At 67.6% G+C, this 19,170-nt stretch carries 19 protein-coding genes; 6 read left to right on the top strand and 13 right to left on the bottom strand.

Annotated elements, in window-relative coordinates; translation table 11 throughout:
* Positions 1-12: 12 nt before the first annotated feature.
* Positions 13-1,608, bottom strand: a complete 1,596-nt coding sequence (locus tag AC1DN2_RS05585; protein WP_476849530.1) for an MFS transporter — start codon at positions 1,606-1,608, stop codon at positions 13-15.
* A gap of 341 nt (positions 1,609-1,949) precedes the next feature.
* Here AC1DN2_RS05585 and AC1DN2_RS05580 point away from each other — a divergent pair, with 341 nt between their 5' ends.
* Together AC1DN2_RS05580 and trxB are read left to right on the top strand one after the other, a co-directional pair.
* Entirely contained in the window at positions 1,950-2,591 is a 642-nt protein-coding gene (locus AC1DN2_RS05580; RefSeq protein WP_476849529.1) for a LysE family translocator, read from the top strand.
* 99 nt (positions 2,592-2,690) lie between these two features.
* Positions 2,691-3,716, top strand: coding sequence for a thioredoxin-disulfide reductase (trxB, locus tag AC1DN2_RS05575; protein WP_476849528.1), 1,026 nt, complete (start codon positions 2,691-2,693; stop codon positions 3,714-3,716).
* Between the two features lie 61 nt (positions 3,717-3,777).
* On the opposite strand, the gene AC1DN2_RS05570 is transcribed toward trxB, so the two are convergent.
* The 5 genes from AC1DN2_RS05570 to ribA all read right to left on the bottom strand — a co-directional run bounded on the left by AC1DN2_RS05570 (position 3,778) and on the right by ribA (position 9,524).
* Complete coding sequence (locus AC1DN2_RS05570; RefSeq protein ID WP_476849527.1) at positions 3,778-4,908, bottom strand: hypothetical protein; 1,131 nt, start codon at positions 4,906-4,908, stop codon at positions 3,778-3,780.
* Positions 4,909-5,157: 249 nt separating this feature from the next.
* Entirely contained in the window at positions 5,158-5,664 is a 507-nt protein-coding gene (locus AC1DN2_RS05565; protein WP_223916985.1) for a universal stress protein, read from the bottom strand.
* 124 nt (positions 5,665-5,788) lie between these two features.
* Entirely contained in the window at positions 5,789-6,646 is an 858-nt protein-coding gene (locus tag AC1DN2_RS05560) for an SDR family oxidoreductase (protein WP_476849526.1), read from the bottom strand.
* Positions 6,647-6,763: 117 nt separating this feature from the next.
* Complete coding sequence (locus tag AC1DN2_RS05555) at positions 6,764-7,561, bottom strand: dioxygenase family protein (protein ID WP_028276744.1); 798 nt, start codon at positions 7,559-7,561, stop codon at positions 6,764-6,766.
* Positions 7,562-7,604: 43 nt separating this feature from the next.
* Positions 7,605-9,524 carry a GTP cyclohydrolase II RibA gene (ribA, locus tag AC1DN2_RS05550; protein ID WP_476849525.1) on the bottom strand — a complete coding sequence of 640 codons (1,920 nt, stop codon included), beginning with the start codon at positions 9,522-9,524 and terminating at the stop codon, positions 7,605-7,607.
* Positions 9,525-9,748: 224 nt separating this feature from the next.
* Between ribA and AC1DN2_RS05545 the strand changes: the two genes are divergently transcribed.
* Together AC1DN2_RS05545 and AC1DN2_RS05540 are read left to right on the top strand one after the other, a co-directional pair.
* Positions 9,749-10,087, top strand: coding sequence for a YnfA family protein (locus tag AC1DN2_RS05545; protein WP_028276742.1), 339 nt, complete (start codon positions 9,749-9,751; stop codon positions 10,085-10,087).
* 33 nt (positions 10,088-10,120) lie between these two features.
* Positions 10,121-10,525 carry a type II toxin-antitoxin system VapC family toxin gene (locus tag AC1DN2_RS05540; RefSeq protein WP_230011597.1) on the top strand — a complete coding sequence of 135 codons (405 nt, stop codon included), beginning with the start codon at positions 10,121-10,123 and terminating at the stop codon, positions 10,523-10,525.
* Between the two features lie 15 nt (positions 10,526-10,540).
* On the opposite strand, the gene AC1DN2_RS05535 is transcribed toward AC1DN2_RS05540, so the two are convergent.
* Positions 10,541-11,956 (bottom strand): aminotransferase-like domain-containing protein, encoded by a 1,416-nt coding sequence (locus AC1DN2_RS05535; RefSeq protein ID WP_476849524.1) that lies wholly within the window; start codon positions 11,954-11,956, stop codon positions 10,541-10,543.
* Here AC1DN2_RS05535 and AC1DN2_RS05530 point away from each other — a divergent pair.
* Both AC1DN2_RS05530 and AC1DN2_RS05525 read left to right on the top strand, forming a co-directional pair.
* Entirely contained in the window at positions 11,955-12,938 is a 984-nt protein-coding gene (locus tag AC1DN2_RS05530) for a DMT family transporter (RefSeq protein WP_476849523.1), read from the top strand. The genes AC1DN2_RS05535 and AC1DN2_RS05530 overlap by 2 nt on opposite strands.
* A gap of 88 nt (positions 12,939-13,026) precedes the next feature.
* Positions 13,027-13,701 (top strand): FMN-binding negative transcriptional regulator, encoded by a 675-nt coding sequence (locus AC1DN2_RS05525; RefSeq protein WP_476849522.1) that lies wholly within the window; start codon positions 13,027-13,029, stop codon positions 13,699-13,701.
* Between the two features lie 152 nt (positions 13,702-13,853).
* On the opposite strand, the gene AC1DN2_RS05520 is transcribed toward AC1DN2_RS05525, so the two are convergent.
* From AC1DN2_RS05520 to AC1DN2_RS05495, 6 genes are all read right to left on the bottom strand, one after another.
* Complete coding sequence (locus tag AC1DN2_RS05520; protein WP_476849521.1) at positions 13,854-14,225, bottom strand: hypothetical protein; 372 nt, start codon at positions 14,223-14,225, stop codon at positions 13,854-13,856.
* A gap of 40 nt (positions 14,226-14,265) precedes the next feature.
* On the bottom strand, positions 14,266-14,988 hold the full coding sequence (locus AC1DN2_RS05515; RefSeq protein WP_476849520.1) for an SDR family NAD(P)-dependent oxidoreductase: 723 nt from the start codon (positions 14,986-14,988) through the stop codon (positions 14,266-14,268).
* Positions 14,989-15,008: 20 nt separating this feature from the next.
* Positions 15,009-15,776: an SDR family NAD(P)-dependent oxidoreductase gene (locus AC1DN2_RS05510; protein ID WP_476849519.1), complete on the bottom strand. Its 768-nt coding sequence runs from the start codon at positions 15,774-15,776 to the stop codon at positions 15,009-15,011.
* Positions 15,766-17,154 carry an MFS transporter gene (locus tag AC1DN2_RS05505; protein ID WP_243177850.1) on the bottom strand — a complete coding sequence of 463 codons (1,389 nt, stop codon included), beginning with the start codon at positions 17,152-17,154 and terminating at the stop codon, positions 15,766-15,768. The genes AC1DN2_RS05510 and AC1DN2_RS05505 overlap by 11 nt, the downstream gene beginning before the upstream one ends.
* The gene (locus tag AC1DN2_RS05500) at positions 17,154-18,041 is read right to left on the bottom strand and encodes a polysaccharide deacetylase family protein (RefSeq protein WP_476849518.1); all 888 of its coding nucleotides are present in this window, start codon (positions 18,039-18,041) and stop codon (positions 17,154-17,156) included. Before AC1DN2_RS05500 ends, AC1DN2_RS05505 begins: the two co-directional genes overlap by 1 nt.
* Before the next feature lie 100 nt (positions 18,042-18,141).
* Positions 18,142-19,161, bottom strand: coding sequence for an asparaginase (locus AC1DN2_RS05495; RefSeq protein WP_476849517.1), 1,020 nt, complete (start codon positions 19,159-19,161; stop codon positions 18,142-18,144).
* Between the last annotated feature and the right edge of the window lie 9 nt (positions 19,162-19,170).

The following is a 19,170-nucleotide window of genomic DNA, read 5'->3' as shown; positions in this document are numbered from 1 at the left end:
CCGCTGTGAACTTCAGCCCAGGACGCTCCCCTCGCCGGTGCCGGCGGGCTTGGGGTCAGGGATCCGAATCATGCGGAACGAGGTGCCGAGCCCGGCGAGGCCGGCAAGGATCGGGACGAACAGTGCAATCTGGAGGGCCAGGGGCCGTGCCTCCGTGTTGATGCGGATGATTTCGTTCTGGATGTCCTCCGGCTGGCCGGCGATCTGTTCCTGGAGTTGCGCGTCGCTCATCACCTGGGCGTCGTCTTCCAGTACCGTCGCGACCTGCTGCTTGTCGTCGGGCGGGAGGACCGTGCTGGCATCCGACAAGCCGATGAAGATGGTCGAGAGCGATGCCAGCATGATGCCGCCGGCGAACGCGAGTCCGAAGGACAAGCCGAACGATCCCGCGGCCGAGTTCACGCTGGCGGCCTCGCTGACCCGCTCGTCCGAAATCGGGGACAAGGTGTAGTTGTTGAGCTGGGATACCAGCAGCCCCAGGCCAAAGCCTGAAATGATCAGCGGGATCAGCAGCCACCAGCCGGAGTCAGCTCGCGGCACGATCGGGACCAGCACCACCAAACCCGCGATCAGAAACAGAAAGCCCCAACGTATGAGGCTGGCCGGGCGCCGCCTCCCGGACCTCTTCCCGACGATCATGGCGACAGCGAACATGGTCAGCGAGAGCGGGGCGATGGACAGACCTGACTGCATCGCGTTGTATCCGAGCACCATCTGAAGGTAGATGGGCAGCACGATCATGGTGCCGCCCAGAGCGATCTGCTGGAGCATTTGTCCCGTGGCACCAAAGCGGAAGGCTTTTGCCTGGAACAGGTCCGGATCCAGCAGCGTCGGCTTGTTGCGGCGTTTGCGCTGAAGGAGCCAGTAGACCAGGCCGCCCAGTCCGACGGCACCCACGGCCAGGAGTGCGCCCACTGCCTCGCCGCCTTCCTGCCAGACCAGGATTCCGAGCACGACGCCGCCCATTCCGACGATGGACAGAAGTGATCCGAAGATATCCAGTTCCCGGGGCCCGGTGTACGGCACGTCTTTGACGAGCTTGATTCCGGACAGGACGACCGCGATGATGAGGGCCTCGAGCAGGAAGGCGACGCGCCAGGACAGGAACGTGGTCAGGAAGCCGCCGAGTAGAGGCCCGACGGCGGCGGCGATCGCGGCCGACGCACCGACCAGGGCGTAGACCCGGTGCTGGGCATCTCCCTCGAAATTTCCGTGGATGAGGGACTGCATGGCGGGAAGGAGCAGCGAGGCGCCAAGGCCGCCGATCAGGGCCCAGCAGATGATCACCGGGAGGAGGGTCTGGGCCAGGGTCATCGCCACGGCGCCGACGGCGTAGCAGGCAAGCCCAATGACGTAGGCGCGCTTGCGTCCGATGAGGTCGCCGATCTTGCCGCCGATCAGGATAAAGGCCGCGGATACCAGCGCCTCGAGGGCGATTGTCGACTGGAGTCCGCTGACGGTCGCACCTATGTCGTCCACCACCGCGGAGATCGAGACGTTCATGATCGACGTGTCGACAACCAGCACGAACATCGCCATCGCCAGCAGCAGCGCCAGCCTTTGGTTGAACTGCACCGGCGGGGTCCCGGCGTCCTTCGGAGAGTTCATCGCGGTCCGCCTCCCACACTCGATGGCTCGCTCGGGTCCACCACACAACCGGACATGTCGCCTCCTCTGGAGCAGACCGGGCAGTTCACGCATGAGCATGGTCCTGCAGGCACATCCCACCAGCGCCCACCGCAATGCGATGCTGATGCAAAGCTAGCGGTCCGGCGTCCTGACCGAATCATGCCCAGCGGGTGAGGTTGCTGCCACCTTCCGCCGGCAACGAGGCGGGGCTGCGCTCCGGTGGTGCCCGCGATGGCCTAACGTAGAAGGCTGCCCGGGTTTCGTTCCCGGGCGAAATTCACCACCCACCGCTACAGACTGACGCCCGGAGGAAATCCCAGATGCTGGAACAACTGGCAGCCTTCGTGCTGACCTGCCTGGTCGTAGTGGTGGTGCCCGGACCCGACTTTGCGCTTGTCCTCAGGAATGCCCCCCGCGGCACACGGGCGGCAACCACAGCCGCCGCCGGCATCATGGTTGGCAACACGATCCTTGCCGTACTGGCGGTGCTCGGTGTCACGGCGCTGCTGGGGGCCTCGGAAGTTGTCGGGACCGGGATCAGAATTGCCGGGGCCGCCTACCTGCTCTACCTGGGCCTGCGCGCCTTCGCTGAGGCGTTCGCCAGAAAACCCAAACCCATCCAACCCCCGTCACCGGAAGCAGAACGCCAACGCGGCGGCAGCTCACCTTTCGTGCAAGGAATGGTAAGCAACTTGCTCAACCCTAAAGTCGCCGTCTTCTACTTGTCGCTGTTCCCGCAGTTCACTGTCGCCCCGTTGCCGCCCCTCGCCCAGCACGCATTGATGGCGGGCATCTTCCTGCTTATCGCGTTGGCCTGGTACGTGCTGCTGCTCAGCGCGCTCAAGAAAGTGACCGGAGTCCTCGCCCGGCCCCGGACCAGCCGGATCGTCGTCGGGAGTTCAGGCGCCGTCCTGGTCGGGGTTGGCGGCACCATCCTGACTCAGACGCTGGCCTCCGCCTAGCCGCCCGGGCACGCTCCCGCGCAGCGTTCCCGGGTGTCTAAACTCCGGATCAACCCCGGGGGCGTTGATAAGCGCCCCACACGGCGGGATGATCAGCACATGCCCGGCAACCGTCACCGAAGGAGCCCGACCGTGAGCGCCGCAATCAAGACAACCGAGAAGCTGATCATCATCGGGTCCGGTCCCGCGGGCTACACCGCGGCGATCTACGCCGCCCGGGCCGGGCTCAAGCCTCTCGTCATCGCCGGTGCGGTCACTGCCGGGGGCGCTCTGATGAACACCACCGAGGTGGAAAACTTCCCCGGGTTCCCGGGTGGCATCCAGGGCCCCGAACTGATGGACGGCCTGCAGCAGCAGGCCGAAAAGTTTGGCGCGCAGGTGGTGTTCGACGACGTCACCGAGGTCCGGCTCGCCGGGCACCTGAAGCGTGTGGTCACCGGCGCCGGGGAGAGACATGAAGCGCCCGCCGTCATCCTCGCCACTGGCTCGGCGTACAAGGAACTGGGCCTGCGGGAGGAGAAGAAGTTCAGCGGCCACGGACTGTCCTGGTGCGCCACTTGCGACGGCTTCTTCTTCCGCGACCAGGACATCATCGTGGTCGGCGGCGGCGACTCGGCGATGGAGGAGGCCACGTTCCTGACCCGCTTCGGCAAATCGGTGACCGTGGTGGTCCGCAAGGGCGAACTGCGCGCCTCCCGGATCATGGCCCAGCGGGCCAAGGACAACCCCAAAATCAGGTTTGCCTGGAACTCCGCCGTCACCGCGATCCACGGCAACGGCAAGGTCACCGGAGTGACCCTGACCGACACCCGCACCGGCGACACCCGGCAGCAGGCCGCCACGGGCATCTTCGTCGCGATCGGGCACGTGCCCCGGACCGAGCTTTTGGCCGGCCAGATAGACCTCGATGCGGACGGCTACATCCTGGTCGGCTCCCCCACGACGGTCACCAACCTGACCGGGGTCTTCGCCTGCGGCGACGCCGTGGACCACCGCTACCGCCAGGCCATCACCGCCGCCGGCACCGGCTGCGCCGCGGCCCTGGACGCCGAACGCTTCCTGTCCGCGCTCGAGGACGCCGACAGCATCGCCACCGCGCTGGTCGAAGACCCCACGCACTCCTAGGCGAGCCTTGAAGCGGCCCATCCCGACGGCACTCCCCGGCACCCGCGGTGCCCCGCGGTACTTACGGGTCGGTCGCCGCGCTGTCTGTTGCGGAAACTGGCCGGTCCGCAGGCTCAGCCGGCGCTGACAGCGGGGGGACAAGCAGGCTAGCCTCAAGCTGGTCGGCATCGACGGCTGCGAGGTTACGGATCAGGATGATGAGCCAGGCGAAGATCAGCGAGGCGGCGATCAGCTCCACTGCGGTCAGGTTGTAGTAGCCGACCGGGAACCACAGCACCGCGGCGGCCACAATGACCGCCAGGAAGAGCCACCCCAGCGCAGCGAAGGTGGCCGAGACGGACGGAACCAGCGTGCGGATGCGGACAATGAGGGACGCGAAGACCACCACCATGCCGGACGCGACCAGGGTGTGGAGCCCGAAGCGCTCATCGACGGGGAACAATCCCACGCAGGCGAGGAAGACGCCGATCAGGGCGATCCCGCCTTCGAGCAGCCTCACCCGATGCAGCGCGGACGGGGACTTCGCGGTCGCCGCGAGGGTCGCCGTCGCATATCCCGCCAGCGTGGAGATGACGACGCCGGCGACGATCAGGGTGAAGTTGAACGCCACTCCGGAGACGTCGGAGCTCATGCCGAGGGCACTGAGGTTCTCCTGCCACCACAGTGGATTCTGTGCGGTGAGCATGCTCGTGAGCAGGCCGGTGACCAGGAAGCCGGCGAGGAGGGCGGCGAGCCGGTAGGCGGTCATGCTGAGCGCGGACAGGTAGGCGATATAGGCGCTGATGGCTCCCGTGGTCCCGACCAGGACAGCGGCCGCGAACGGGTAGACGACCGCACCGATGAACGCCTGCTGAAACAGTGAAAAGAGCGCCAGCCAGCCGAGCAGGAAGATGCAGGCGTGCGCCAGCGCGAGTGCGGCGATATCGATGGACGTGCGGATCCGGCCTCCCCCGCGGGCCTCGGGTGCCACAGCCGGACGACGTTGCAGGCAACCGGCCACCACCGCCCCGGCGCCCACCACTGCCGTGCCGATCGAGGCAATGTCACCGATTGAACCCCGTCCGGACAACGGGACCGGTTCCCGCCCGATCAGCAGAAAAGCGATGCCGCCCAGGACGAGGAAGGCGGCGCTGCCGACGAAGAGCGCCCGCGCCTCTGACGTGACGGCTGCTGGCTTGTTCGGGTCTACCATCACTCACTTCGATTCGCTGGCGTTGACGGCTCGTGCAGTTCCGCCGTCAGCGTCAGCCCCTCGTGCCCCAGAAATCTTTCGCATCCCGGGCGCTCGCACACCGGCGGTACTCCAACGCTATGGCCGCGGCGGCCCGGGGCCGTCACCCGGAACGGATGAACCCGCGCCACCGGCCTCAGGTTTGTTGGCGCGCTGCTGGCCCGATGTTGGCCCGCCATCGGTGGACGGAACACACGGCCGGCGCGTGCGTCACTGACCCGCGTGCGGAACGACCAGTACGGGCCTGCCCTGCAGACGGGTCAGGGAAACGCTGACCGAGCCCTCCAGGAGCCGGCCCATCTGGGCAATCCGCCCAGGCCGCTGCCCGCCGACAATCAGCGCAGCCGCGTCCGCGCTCTGCGCCAGCCGGTCCAGGGCGTGGGCAACTTCGCCGTTCAGCACCCGGAAGGACCATGCCCCGCCGGGAGGACCGAGAATGCCCTCAAGGCAGCTGAGCAGCTGTGAGGCCGGGTATTCGGCTTCGACATTCGGGGCGGGATCCAGTGAGGTGCCATCCAGGACTCCGGCCGGCTCCCACTCCGTGAGGTAGCTCGCCGGGTCCACGAACGCGCAAATCAGGTGCACTCCCATGATCGCGGCGAGCCCGGCGGCGGCCCGTACCAGGCGCCCGTCGAATTCCCACGGCACACCGACAACCAGCGGGCCGTCCGACCATTCACCGGCCCCGGCCTGCTGAAAATCACCGGGAGTTTCCATGGGTCCTGTCAGTCGAGGCGCGCACCCGCAGGATGTCTATGCCCTGCGGGCGCAGCGGGAATCCACGCCTTCATTATGCCCACTCCCGGCCTCCCGGTCTCGCGGCCTCCCTGGGGAGTGCGGATTAGCTCGCGGCCGCCGACGTCAGAGCCTGCAACAGCGGCGTCGTCGGCCGACCGATCAGCCGGGACAGCTCGCCAGTGACGGTGGCCAGCAGGCCCGCCTCGGTGTCCGCGTCCAGGGCGGCGAGGAATCCCGCGGTGCCCGCGTCGAGGCCGGCCGCGGTCAGGACCTCAACCAGTTCCGGGGCGGAGACGGGCTGGTAGACAACTTCCCGGCCCGTGATCCGGGTGATCGCCGTCGCCAGTTCCTTGAAGTCCCAGGCGTAGTCGCCGGAGAGTTCGTACGTGCGGCCCTCGTGCCCGGTGGAGCTGAGCACCGCCGCGGCCGCCGCGGCGTAGTCAGCCCGCGTCGCGCTGGCCACCCGGCCGTCACCGGCAGCGGCCACGACGGCGCCCGTCTGCTTGGCCGTCGCCACGGTCTGGGCGTAGTTCTCGGTGTACCAGCCGTTGCGCAGGATGGTGTTGTCGAGTCCCGACGCGCGGATGAGCTCCTCTGTTGCCTTGTGCTCGGGCGCCAGGATCAGTTCGGTGGTGTCCGCGGCCAGGACGGATGTGTAGGCGATGAACCCGACGCCGGCGGCCCTGGCCGCGTCGATGACGTTGCCGTGCTGCGCCACCCGGGAGCCCACCTCGCTTCCGGAAACCAGCAGGAGCCTGTCAACGCCCGTGAGCGCAGCCTCGAGAGCCGCGGGATCGGAATAGTCCGCGACGCGCACCTGGACGCCACGTGCAACCAGCTCCCGGGCTTTCGCGGCGTCGCGCACGATGGCCACCAGCGAATCCGGTTCCTGGCTGGTGAGCAGTTCATCGAGGACCAGCCTGCCCAGCTGTCCTGTCGCACCCGTTACTGCAATCGTCATGTTGTGCTCCTCATCAGTGGTCAAGCCACGTCACGTTATGGTTGGCCGGCGATCCGGCACTGGCGGGCATAACCGGACCCCGGTCCGGTTCATTCCCCTTGTTACGTTGTGCGACCGCTACGTCAGGGTCCACGACCGCTTGGACAACCCGAACCAGAACCCGTCGATTGCTGTCCTGGCCTGGATGTCTCCCGAGCCGTACGCAGCCCCGAGGGCAACATAGAGCGGAGCCCAATGCTCGCTGCGGGGGTGCGCTTCCCGGGCGGCGGGTGCCTTGTTCAGGAAGTCGAGGATGGAGTCGACATCGCCGCGGGCCATGGCCTCCTCCGCCCAGTGGTCGAATTCGCTGGAGGCCGCGGGAGGGGCGGAGTCCGGTCCCCCGGCGGGATTAAACCAGCGCAGGTTGTGCGTCGTGAATCCCGATCCGACAATCAGCGTTCCCCGCTCCCGCAAGGGCCCCAGCGACATGCCGAGGTCGAACAACCCCTGAGGATCAAGCGTCGGCATGGACATCTGCACGACCGGCACGTCGGCGTCGGGGTACATCTCCTTCAGCGGAACGTAGGCGCCATGGTCCAGCCCGCGGCTTTCATCGCGCTCCACGTGGTGGCCGTGGCCGGCGACGAGCTTCTCGACTTCGGCAGCCAGCTCGGGCGCCTGCGGGGCGTCATAGGCCACCTCGTAGTACTTTTGCGGGAAACCGCCGAAGTCGTAGACCAGGCCCGGATCCCGCCCGGTTGCACTGAGCGTCACGGGGGCGTTTTCCCAGTGGGCGGAGACCATGAGGATGTCCCGGGGCTTGCCGAAGGTGCCGGACCAGTCGTGGAGTTCGCGGGTCCACGTGGAGTCGTCGGCCAGCGGCGGTGCGCCATGGCTGAGGAAGAGAACCGGGGGGCGGTCAGTGGTCTGAGTCATGGGATCATCCTAATCCATTTTGATTGAAGCTTCAAGCTTTCGGTCAGAACGAGGGCACACTGAACCCCAGACCCAGAAGGCCCCGGCCCGCCTGCTCGAGAACCGGATCCCGCGTCAGCGCCGCATGGTTCATCAGGACATTGACGTCGCGCTGGATCCGCTGGAGCGGATGCGACAGCCGGTGCACGCTCCCGCCGGATCCCAGCATGATCACCCGAACCGCCTCGGCCGACGCCTCGCCGCTCAGGGCGAGGGACAGCCGATACTGCCCGCGGTCCGGCTCCGTCATGGTCGAAGGCCCGCGCGCATGGGCGGCAGAGACCACCCGGACCGCCTCCTGCCAGTGCAGCCGCGCGGTGGCCACCAGCCCGAAGGCGTGCGCATACCGGACTTGCGCGAGCGGGGAGTCCGCCTGGCGGCTCTCCACGGTGTGCTTGACCTTCCGGACCAGAACCAGCTCGCGGAACAGGTCGAGCGCGTATTCGGCAGACCCCAGGGCAGCGGCCGGGGCCACCATGTTCAGCAGCGCGCCCATGGGGGTATGGATCAGCGGATCCGCGTGGAGCAGGCTCCCCGGATTGGTTTCCGCGCCCAGGAGTTCCCAGTCCAGAGTTCGATGCTCCGGGACGAACAGGTTCCCTGCCCGAATGTCGTTGCTCCCGGTACCCCTCAGGCCGGCCGTCTGCCACACGTCGAGGAGCTCGACGTCGGCCAGCGGCACCAGGCACTGGAGGCGCACGTCGCCGTGCTGCGCGGCGAGCAGCGCCCACTGGGCATGCATGACCCCGGAGGCAAAGGTCCACCGGCCCGAGATGGAATAGCCTCCCGGCACTTTCCTGGCCACTCCAGCCGGCGCCCCGGTAGCGGCCGCCAAGGGAGCCGGTCCGTTCGCAAAGACCTCGTCCTGCGCCTCCCGCGGCCACCGCGCGAGCATCCAGACATGTTCGATCAGATGGCCGGCACTCCACGCCGTGGAGGCGCACCCCCGGGCAAGCCGGCGCACCACCTCCACATAGGTTTCCAGGCCCATGCCGAATCCGCCGACCCCCTTCGGGGAAAGCATGTGGAAGATTTCGGCCGCGTGCAGCTCCTCCATGGTGGCGTCCGGAATGCGCCGGAGCTCCTCGGTTTCCGCGGCCCGCTCGCGCAGGCCGGGCACGAGCCCCTGGACCCGGGCGAGCATGTCGTCATGGGTCGGGACGGCCGCCGCCGCCCGGGCACCGGCCCGGGACGCAGCCCCGACGTCGCCAGGGGCACCGCCGGGCGCACCGGCGACGGGTCCGGCGTCGGACGGGAGCACGAGCGTGTGGCCGGTATGGTCGCGTTTTGCGGCCAGGTACCGAAGATTGGCCGCCGAGGCATGGACGCCGGTGGCGACCTGCCCGGACACTTCGAGGCCGAGGCCGGTCAGCTGGGCTGCCTTGTCCGGGTTGTTGCTGAGCAGCCGCAGCGTGCCGGTACCCATTGCCCCCAGCATCTGGGCCGCCGCCGTGTAGTCCCGCTCGTCTTCGCCGTGGCCCAGGGCCAGATTCGCGGCGTAGGTGTCCAGGCCGCCATCCTGCAGTGCGTAGGCGTCAAGCTTCGAATACAGGCCGATGCCGCGGCCTTCCTGGCGGAGGTAGAGCAGGAAGCCCCCCTCGGCGGCAATCCGCTCCACGGCCTCCCGCAGCTGCGGGCCACAATCGCACCGCTGGCTCCCGAATACGTCGCCGGTGAGGCACTCGCTGTGCAGCCGCACCAGCGGTCCGGCACCGCCTCGCGCCGCGCCCTGCAGCGCCTCCTCCCACTCGCCGAGGGCCAGCAGCAGGTGCTCCTTGCCGTCGGTGAGCCCGCTGAAGGTCAGCACTTCGGCAACGGCTTCGAACCCGTCCGGGAAGCGCAGTGGCACGAAGACGCGGCTGCGCACGGCGGCCGAAGGTGCTGCGGCCTTCGGCGTTGCAGTGGTTTCTGGCGCAAGGGTCATCTCGGGTCCTCAGGTATTGGGCAACAGGTGCTGATGTTGGCGGGGCGGAGCCGTCATGCCAGTCGGCTTCGAGCGACACGGTCCTTCCGGCCACATTTACTTGAACCTTAAAGTTATAGGACCGGGTGGCAGGTGATGCAAGCGATGACCCCGCATGACGGCCGGGCGGGCGCGTCGGCGCGCACCGGCCCGGATTGGCAACCAGCCGGTGCCATCATGAGGGCGTGACTATCCCGAAAACCATCCTGTTGTTCGTCCTCGCCGCCGTTGCCGAAATAGGTGGGGCCTGGCTCGTCTGGCAGTCCGTCCGCGAGGGCCGGGCCTGGTGGTGGGCCGGGCTGGGTGTCGTGGCGCTGGGCATCTACGGCTTTGCCGCGACTTTGCAGCCGGACGCACACTTCGGGCGTATTCTCGCCGCGTACGGCGGCGTGTTCGTGGCCGGTTCACTGGCCTGGGGCATGATCTTCGACGGCTTCCGGCCCGACCGGTGGGACGTCCTGGGTTCGGTGATCTGCCTGTTCGGGGTCGCCGTTATCATGTTCGCGCCCCGCGAGGCCGGATGACCGCTGCTGTCCCTAGGAAAGGATCCAGTAACCATGACCCGATTCGTGATTGGCCCGGACGTTGCCCTTCATCTTGCCCTCGAAAGGTCGGCGGTTTCAGACGATCACCAGCTCGTGGCCCCGACGCTCCTCCGCTCGCAGGTGCTCTCGCTCCTGTACCAGTCAGTCCGGCGCGGCGACGTGACGCGGGCCGATGCCAATCGTCAGCTCGACTACATCCGGGGCCTTCGCATCCGGCTCCTCGGCGACCGCGTCCTGCAACGCACCGCGTGGAGCCTCGCCGAGGAACTTGGCTGGGATGACACCCTCGACGCCGAATACGTGGCCCTGGCCCGGCTTCAGGCAGACGCCTTTGTGACGCTCGACGCCGGGCTCGCCCGCTCCGTGCAGGGCCTCGTGACGCTCGCGGCACCTGAGGCGCTGCTCACTCCGCCATAGGGCGGCGGCGGCCGACTACCGCCCGGCGGTGCGTTCGAGCACCTGGCCGAGGATCCGCGCGCCTTCCCTGAAAGCACCCGGATTGGGTCCGGCGAAGTTCAGCCGGATGAACGGTCCGGCCGGTTCGGCCGGGAACCACTCGGTACCGGCCGCGATGATGACCCCCGCGGCCTCGCAGTCCCCGACGAACTGGTCGACGTCGGTCCCGTCGGGAAGGCGGGCCCAGAGATTGAGTCCGCCCGTGGGCACGTGCTCCACGTGGGCCAGCGGGGCAAGTTCCCGCAGGCTGCTGAGCATGAGATCACGGCGGGACTGGAGCTGCAGCCGCAGTCCGCGCAGGTGCGTCTGCCATCCCGGCTGCGTCACGACGTCGAGGGCGGCCGCCTGGAGAACACCGCTGACATACATCGATTCGGCTCCCCGGTCGGCCAAAATGCGCTCACGCGCCGGGCCGCGGGCGATCACCGCGGCAATGCGTATGGCCGGGGACACGCTCTTGGTCAGCGAGCGGAGGTAGACGACGTGGCCGGAATCGTCGAGGCTGGCAACGGGCACGGAATCGGTGGTGATGCCGAAATCATGTGCCCAGTCATCCTCCACCAGGAATGCACCGTGTTCGCGCACCACGTCGAGCACCTGCTCGCGCAGACGGGCCGGCCATTGCGCGCCAGTGGGATTGGCATAGTTCGGCTGTGCGTAGAACAGCCGCGCGCCGGTCTCGCCAAAGGCGCGGGCCAGGTCCTCGGGGTCCGGGCCTTCGGGACCACTGGGTACCGGAACAACCCGGACACCGGACTGCGCCGCAGCCTGGAGCGCCCCCCAGTAGGTCGGGGATTCCACCAGCAGCGGCTGCCCGCTGCCGACCAGCGCCCGGAACACGGAACTGAGCCCGCCCTGGCTCCCCGGGAGTACGATCACGTCGCGCGGCGTTGGCGGGGCGACGCCGGCCCCAGTGGCAGCCCGGAGCTCGTGCGCGAACCAGGATTGCAGGTCGGGCAGGCCCGCTGCAGGCGGACGTGACAGGGCAGCCTCACCCCGGGCAGCCCGGGTCAGGGCCGCCCTGACCAGCCGCTCGGGCAGCAGTTCCCGGTCCGGATAGCCTGAATGGAAGGCGATGACATCATTTGGGGCGCTGCGCATCGCAGTGGAGACGGGGCGGAGCGGCGCCCGGGGCGATCCCAGCGCCGTCGTCTGCCAGCCGTAGTCCGCGGGCCGGGCTGTTCGAACGGCCCGCACGAACGTCCCGACGCCGGGGCGGCTCTCGATCAGGCCCTGCGCGGAGAGGGTCCGCAGGACCTTTTGCACGGTCACGGGGCTGGCCTGGTACTCGGCGACCAGGGAACGCGTGGAAGGCAGCCGCGCGCCCGGCGCGGCGGCCGCAATCCATTCCCGGAGCCGCGCCGCCATCTGCGAAGTGCTATCGTAAGACATGAAAGACAATAGTAGCGCTACTCAGGGAATCGATCAACCGTTATCGTCCCGGCCGGCAGCCGGACTGTGGTGGGGATTCGTCGGCGTCGCCGCATTCTCCTTCACTCTGCCGTTCACCCGGGTGGCGGTTGCGGGGTTGTCTCCGTTGTTCATCGGATCGGGCCGGGCTGTTGTTGCGACCGTTCTCGCCGCGTTCGCCCTCACTTTGACCCGGCAGCGCCTGCCCCGGGGCGCCCAGTGGGCGCGTATTGCGGTGGTCGCCGGCGGGGTGGTGGTCGGATTCCCGCTGCTGACCTCCTTCGCCCTCACCTCGGTTCCCGCCAGCCACGGCGCGGTTGTTATTGCGCTACTCCCCGCGGCGACCGCAACGATGGCGGTCATCCGCGGCCATGAACGGCCGCCCAGGCCTTTCTGGGTGATCACCGGCGCGGGCGCAGTGGCGGCGATTGGTTTCGCCTCTGCGCAGTCCGGCGGCATCGGGCAACTGCAATTGGCCGACCTGCTGCTGTTCGGCGCCGTCCTCTCGGCGGCAATCGGCTACGCCGAAGGCGGCCTGCTGGCCCGCGAACTCGGGTCGTGGCAGACCGTCTCCTGGGCCCTCGTTCTGTCCTCGCCGCTCATGGCCGGCATCGCGGCGTTCTCTATGGCCAGCCAGCCTCCCTCCGCTACTCCGGTGCAGTGGGCGGCCTTCGCATACTTGGGCGTCGTGAGCATGTTTTTCGGCTTCTTCGCCTGGTACCGCGGCCTGGCCATCGGACCCATGGCGCAGGTCAGCCAGATCCAACTCGTCCAGCCGGTCTTGAGCATCTGCTGGGCCGGGCTCATACTGGGCGAAGACTTGACCTGGGCGACCATCATCGGCGGCACGGCGGTCATCCTCTGTGCCGGCCTGGCCGTCCGCTCCCGGCCAAGTGCGGCGAGGGCGGCGGGAAGCAATCCGTTCGTGCTGGACAGCCCGAAGGACAACGCGAGGGCACTGTGACAGTGAAACAATCCGGCTGATCTGATCACCTGCCCCGCCCCCGAAGCCTCCCAGCCCCAGACCGATCCGCGATCCGAATGGAAGTTCCGTGTACATCCCCGCACATTTCGCCGCCGGCCCCGATGCAGTCCGTCATCTGCTCACGCGCCCGTCCGCGGCCAACCTGGTCACCGCCACCGCGAAGGGCATGCTTGCCACGCTGCTGCCCTTCGTCTTCGACCCCTCGGCCGGTGAGCACGGCGCCCTGCACGCGCATCTGGCCCGCAACAACCCCCAATGGTCTGAACCCGCCCTCGGCGAATCGCTCGCCATTATCCAGGGCGCGGACGCCTACATCTCGCCGCGGTGGTACGCGTCCAAGGCGGAGCACGGACGCGTGGTTCCCACCTGGAACTACTCCACGGCCCACGTGTACGGCACCCTGGTCATCCACGACGATCCCGCCTGGCTCGCCAGCCATGTGAGGCGGCTGAGCAACCACAACGAGGCCGGCTCCGAGCTGCCCTGGACTGTCGAGGATGCCCCGGAGCGCTACATTGCCGGCCAGCTGCGCGCGATCGTCGGCGTCGAGCTTCTCATCACGCGGATCGAGGCGAAGCAGAAACTCAGCCAGAACCGGCCCGACGCCGATGTTGACGGTGTGGTGGCCGGGCTGCGGGCCCGCGGTGACCTGGCAAGCGCCGCGGACGTCGAGAACGCACGTGAGGGCCGCGAGCAGATTCACTGCCCGCACTCCGACTCCCCGGCCGGTCCGACTTCCTGATCCTGGCACCGGCTGCGCCTGCATCCTGATGGCCGACCCGGCACCTGGGCCCGGCCCGGCCGTTTCGCTAGGTTTTCGCTACGAATTCGGGCCGGCGCCGCGGAAAAGGTCAGGCGCTAGGGGGATCCCCGTAGCGCCTGACCTGTGGCGTGTCACGTGTCCGTTTCCGTAGCGGAATCCCGTGCCATCTCGTGGCCGAGGTTCATCACCCGGCGCGCCAACTCCCCCGGGTCCGGTTCCCCGGCGCCCAGCGCCCCCGTGCCCAGTTCACCCGCTCCCAGGATCCCGGCGGCACGCAGGTCTTGCCGCTGCAGCCCCGGCCTGCCCAGCAGGACAGCGGACCACAGCGCCTGCACGGTTGATACGGCCACTGTGGCTCCCGTCGGCCCCGCGACCAGCCAGCCGCCGCTGGTCGCGGCCACTCTCGGGGCTCCCGGCCAGGATTTGCTGGCACCATTGATCGTTTGGGCGACAATCAGGTGCTGCCGCAGCGTTCTGGCCGGGCCCAGGACGGGATCGCTCACCACACTTCGTCCGCACGCACCGCACATGTGAGCGTCCCTCCTAGGGCATGACGTCGCCGGAATTGGGCCCGAGTGTCTGCCCCACATACAGGTTGCCGCCGGGATCGCTGGCCAGGAGCAGCGCCGTCGGCGCCACCTCGGCCGCCAGCCCGAAGCGCAGCAGCGGCAGCCCGGCACGCTTCGCCGCTTTCCACTCCTCCGAGATGCCGTCAACCAGGGGCGTTTCGATGGGTCCCGGGGCAATGTTGTTGACCAGCACGTTGTCGGCGGCCGTTTCCAGGGCCAGCGCCTTGGTCAGCCCCACGACTCCAGCTTTGGCGGCACTGTAGTGGCTGAGCCCGGTGCCGCCCTTGATGGCCAGCTGGGAGGCGATGTTGATGATCCGGCCCCACTTCTGCTGCCGCATCTCCCCCACCACCTCCCGGCAGCAGAGGAAGACACCGGTCAGGTCAACGGCAATCGTCTCGTTCCACATGGCAAGTGTCATGTCTTCCAGCGGCGATTCCGTCAGCAGGCCGGCACTGTTCACAAGAATGTCGATGCTGCCGAGCCGGGACCGTGCTGCGGCAAAGGCCGCCTTCACGCTCGCCTCGTCCGAGACGTCGACGGCGATGCTTCCCGCCGCGCCCGACCGGTCCAGGATGGCGACTCTGTCGCCGTTGGCGGTGAAGGCCTCGGCGATGGCCTTGCCGATGCCGCTGGCTCCGCCCGTGACCACAACGGCGCGGCCCTCCGTGTTTCGGGAGGCGTCAGGGTTGTTCATGTTTGTCCTTCCGAGGCTTTTCAGGCACGCATCTTGATGGTGAGGCCGCCGTCAACAATCAGGGACTGGCCCGTGACGTAGACAGCGTCATCGGAGGTCAGGAAGCCGATCACGCTGGCAACTTCCTGGGGCCGTCCGACGCGGCCCCAGGGGATTTCCAGACCGGCGCGCTGCAGGCCCTCGGGCCCGAGGGAATTCACCGGATCCAGGGACTGGGGAGTTTCGATCAGTCCGGGGATAACGGCGTTGGCGCGGATGCCGCGCGGCCCCAACTCGGCGGCCACACTGCGGATCAGGCCGAGCACGCCGGCCTTGGCGGCCGCGTAGTGGGCATGTTCCTCCCAGCCGTAGACGCCGCCGGCAATGGAGGATACGGCAACCAGCGATCCGCCGTCGGTCATCTTCGCGGAACCGGCGCGCAGGGTCCGCATCACGCCGGTGAGGTCGACGTCGAGCATGTCGTGCCAGCGCTGGTCGGTCATCTCCGCCAGGGGCGAGTTGCGCAGGATTCCGGCGTTGGCCACGGCGTAGTCCAGGCGGCCGTATTCCTGTATGGCGCGGTCGGCGAAGGCATCGACTGACGGGGTACTGCGGACGTCCACTTCGTGGATGACCCCCTGGCCGCCCGCGTCCTTCACGAGGCGAAGGGTTTCCTCCGGGTCGTGCGGGTCGCCGGGAAAGGTTCCGATGACAGAATGCACGCCGCGGTGGGCGTAGTGGACCGCGAGGGCCCGTCCAATGCCGCTGGCCGCTCCGGTGATCACGGCCACCCTGTTCTCAGGCGTCATGGGGGTGGTCCTCGAGCAGGGCTTCGACCGGCGGCTTCGCGGCGATCATCAGCAGGCCGGAGAAAAGGGTTCCGGCCGCGCCGACCCACAAGGCTGCAGCACCGGTTCCTACGCTGGCGGCCGCTAGCGTGAACAGGAAACCACCGAGAATGGTGCCGGGCTGGCTCATTGCGCCGATAAAGGCTGTGCCGGTGGCACGGCAGCTGACAGGGTAGCACTCCGCCATGAAGTACTGGATCGCGGCGTACGGTCCGACCAGGAAGAACAGTCCGGCGCCGTAGGTGACGATGATCATGAAGGGGTCCGTGGCAAGGGGGCTGAGCATGATGGCGAAGGAGATGCCGGAGATAATCCAGCCTCCGATGATGGTCCGCTTGCGGCCGATCTTGTCACCGAGCCACCCATGGAAGACATAGCCGAAGTACGCCAGCCCGTTGATGACGATCAGCATCCAGAAGGCGTCAGAAAGTTCCACACCCTTGGCGTTCTTCAGGACAGAACTGCCGAGAATGCTGAAAATGAGGATGCCGAAGAAGTTGAAGATCCAGGCCAGCGACAAGACGATCGTATTCCGGCGCAGGTGCGGCTCCCAGATGCGCTTGAGCGGGGCCGCGGAGGAGTGCTCGACGCCGAAGGCGTGGGCCAGGGAATGGGCTTCCTCGGTCTTGCCGCTCTTCTCGAGTTGGGTCAGCTTGTGGTGCAGTTCGAACTGCGGCGTCTCCTTCAGTTTCTTTGCGATGACCCACACGATGATCGCGGCCGGAACGGTCGCCATCAGGTACAGGGCGCGCCAGCCGAGGGACGGGAGGAAGACGAGGGCGAGGGCGCTCGCAAGCAGGAAGCCCAGCGGCCAGCCACCCTGGATGAAGGAGTAGTGGAAGCCGGGGCGCTTGCGCTTATCCGCGACTTCGGTGACCTGGTAGACCTCGTTCATGTAGGTGGCGTTGACGGCCTGCTCCGAGAACCCGAGCCCGCCGAAGGAACGGACCAGCACCAGCAGACCGTTGCTGAGGAACGGGATCCCGGTCGGAATCAGGGCCGTCAGGCCCGAGACAATGGCGGTCCCGCCGATAGTGGTCATCATGCCCTTGCGGCGGCCGAGCCGGTCAATGACCGGGCCGATTCCGAAGCAGACGATCGCGGTGCCGACGGCGATCCAGGTGTTGATTGCGTACGCTTCGGTCGCGGTCCAGCCGAACTCCTGCTGCATGGCCGGCAGGAGGGTGCCGAAAAGTCCGAAGTCGAACACGGCGACCGTCCAGGCACAGAGCGCCAGGACGGTGGCGACGGTTGTGTGGTGCTTGGAGAATACCGGGAAGCGGCGTTTTTCGTCCGGTCCGGGTTGCGTCAGATCGACGGCGGGCTGCTGGATGGTCATTACTGGTTTTCCTTTCGGGGGCTGCGGGCGAGGAAGGAGTCCGCGATCTGGTCGAACTTCAGCCAGCTGACGCCTTCGTGGGAATTGATGTGTTCGATGAGGCGCTCGAGCATGAGCAGCACTTGGGGGCGGCCCGAGACATCCGGATGGATGGTCATGGTGAAGACGGCCTGATCCATTTCCCGGTACACCCAGTCGAACTGGTCGCGCCACATTTGTTCGACGTCCCGGGGACTGACGAATCCGTGGGAGTTCGGGGCCGCCTTGATGAACATCATGGGAGGCAGGTCGTCCAGGTACCAGTTGGCCGGGATCTCGACGAGGTCGGTTTCGGTGCCCCTGACCAGCGGCTCCATCCAGGTTTCCGCGGCCTTGGTGTAGTCGATCTTCTTCCAGCTGTCGCCGACCCGGACGTAGTAGGGCTCGAAGTCCTTGTGCATCAGGGAGTGGTCGTATTTGATCCCGCGTTCGAGCAGGATCTCGTTGGTGACCGGGGAAAATTCCCACCAGGGAGCAACGTAGCCCGTGGGCCGACGGCCGGAGACTTTCTCGATGAGTTCGATCGACCGGTCCAGGATGGCCGTCTCCTGCTCGCGGGTCATGGCGATGGGGTTTTCATGCGAGTACCCGTGCACGCCGATTTCGTGCCCGGCGTCGACGATCATCCGCGTCAGGTCCGGGAAGGTCTCGATCGAGTGGCCCGGCACGAACCAGGTGGCGGGCAGGCTGTACTTCTCGAAAAGCCGGATGAGCCGAGGGCCGCCGACCTCGCCGCTGAACAAGCCGCGGGAGATATCGCAGGGCGAGTCCTCGCCCCCGTAGGAGCCGAGCATTCCGGCAACTGCGTCCACGTCCACGCCGAACGCGACTTGGATGTCCTTAGTCATGAGATCAACCTTTCACTGCGCTTTTGTTGAGGTTTGGCTTCTTGTTGAGGTTTGTCTTTGGGCTGTGGATTGTTGGTGAGGCTCGGATGTTGGGCGGCAACTAGTCAGGAAGCGTGCCCCTCAGGGCGAAGGCCTCCGCGATCCCGGCGGCGGGAGTGCCGAGCCTGAGCAGAAGGCTCAGCAGGACAAGCGATTGGGATGGCTTGAGCAGCCCGGCGGGGATGGCACCGGCAGCGCGCAGGTCCTCGCCGCCGCCGTCGCCGTACCGGGGCACCACGGCACCGGCATCCACCCGGGTGCTCGTCACCACCACGACGCCGGCAGCGGTGGCGCGCGCGACTTCCTGGCACAGCACGCGGTTAGCGTTGCCCGTTCCCGTCCCCTGGAGCACGATCCCTGCCGCCCCGGCCTGGAGGGCAGCCCGCAGGAGGGTGGCGTCGGCTCCGGGGTAGGCAGCAATGAGGTCCACGCGCGGCGAACCGGCGTCCGCGCCCGGCAGGGGCAACGGGGGAAGGCCTGGTCGTACCGGCTGGATCTCGACCTCGCCGGAGTCGGACACCGATCCGACGGTTCCGAAGTCCGGGTTGGCGAAGGCATCGAGGCTGGTTGTGTGGCGCTTGCGCACTCCGGCCGCAGGGAAGATGGTCCCGGCAAAGGCCAACAACACACCGGTTCCGCGCGCCCGCGGAGAACCGGCGACGGCGATGGCACGGGACAGATTGCCGGGTCCGTCCGGGGAGTCGGCGTCGGCAGCCTGCTGCGCTCCGGTGAATACGACCGGGCGGGGATCATCGTGGGTGAGGTCAACGAGATAGGCCGTTTCCTCCATCGTGTCCGTCCCGTGGGTGACCACGACGCCCAGAACCTGCGGGTCGGCCAAGGCCTCCCGAATCGTGGCGCAGATGGCGATCATGTCCTCGACTGTCAGCAGGTACGAGCCCTTCCGGAAAACGTCGAACACGCGGACCGGATGGGCCGCTGGCACGCCCATACTGGCAAACACCTGCTCCCCCGTGTCGGACGCCACCGCGGCTCCGCCGGCCTCGGACGCACGTGAAGAAATCGTTCCTCCCGTGGCCAGCAGGACCACGTGGGGGCCAACTAAATCTGTGACGGTCATGTCCACTCC

This window comes from Arthrobacter sp. 01L42, assembly GCF_056400005.1.
The sequence above is the reverse complement of the archived record's forward strand: the minus strand, read 5'-3'. Positions and strand labels throughout refer to the sequence as shown.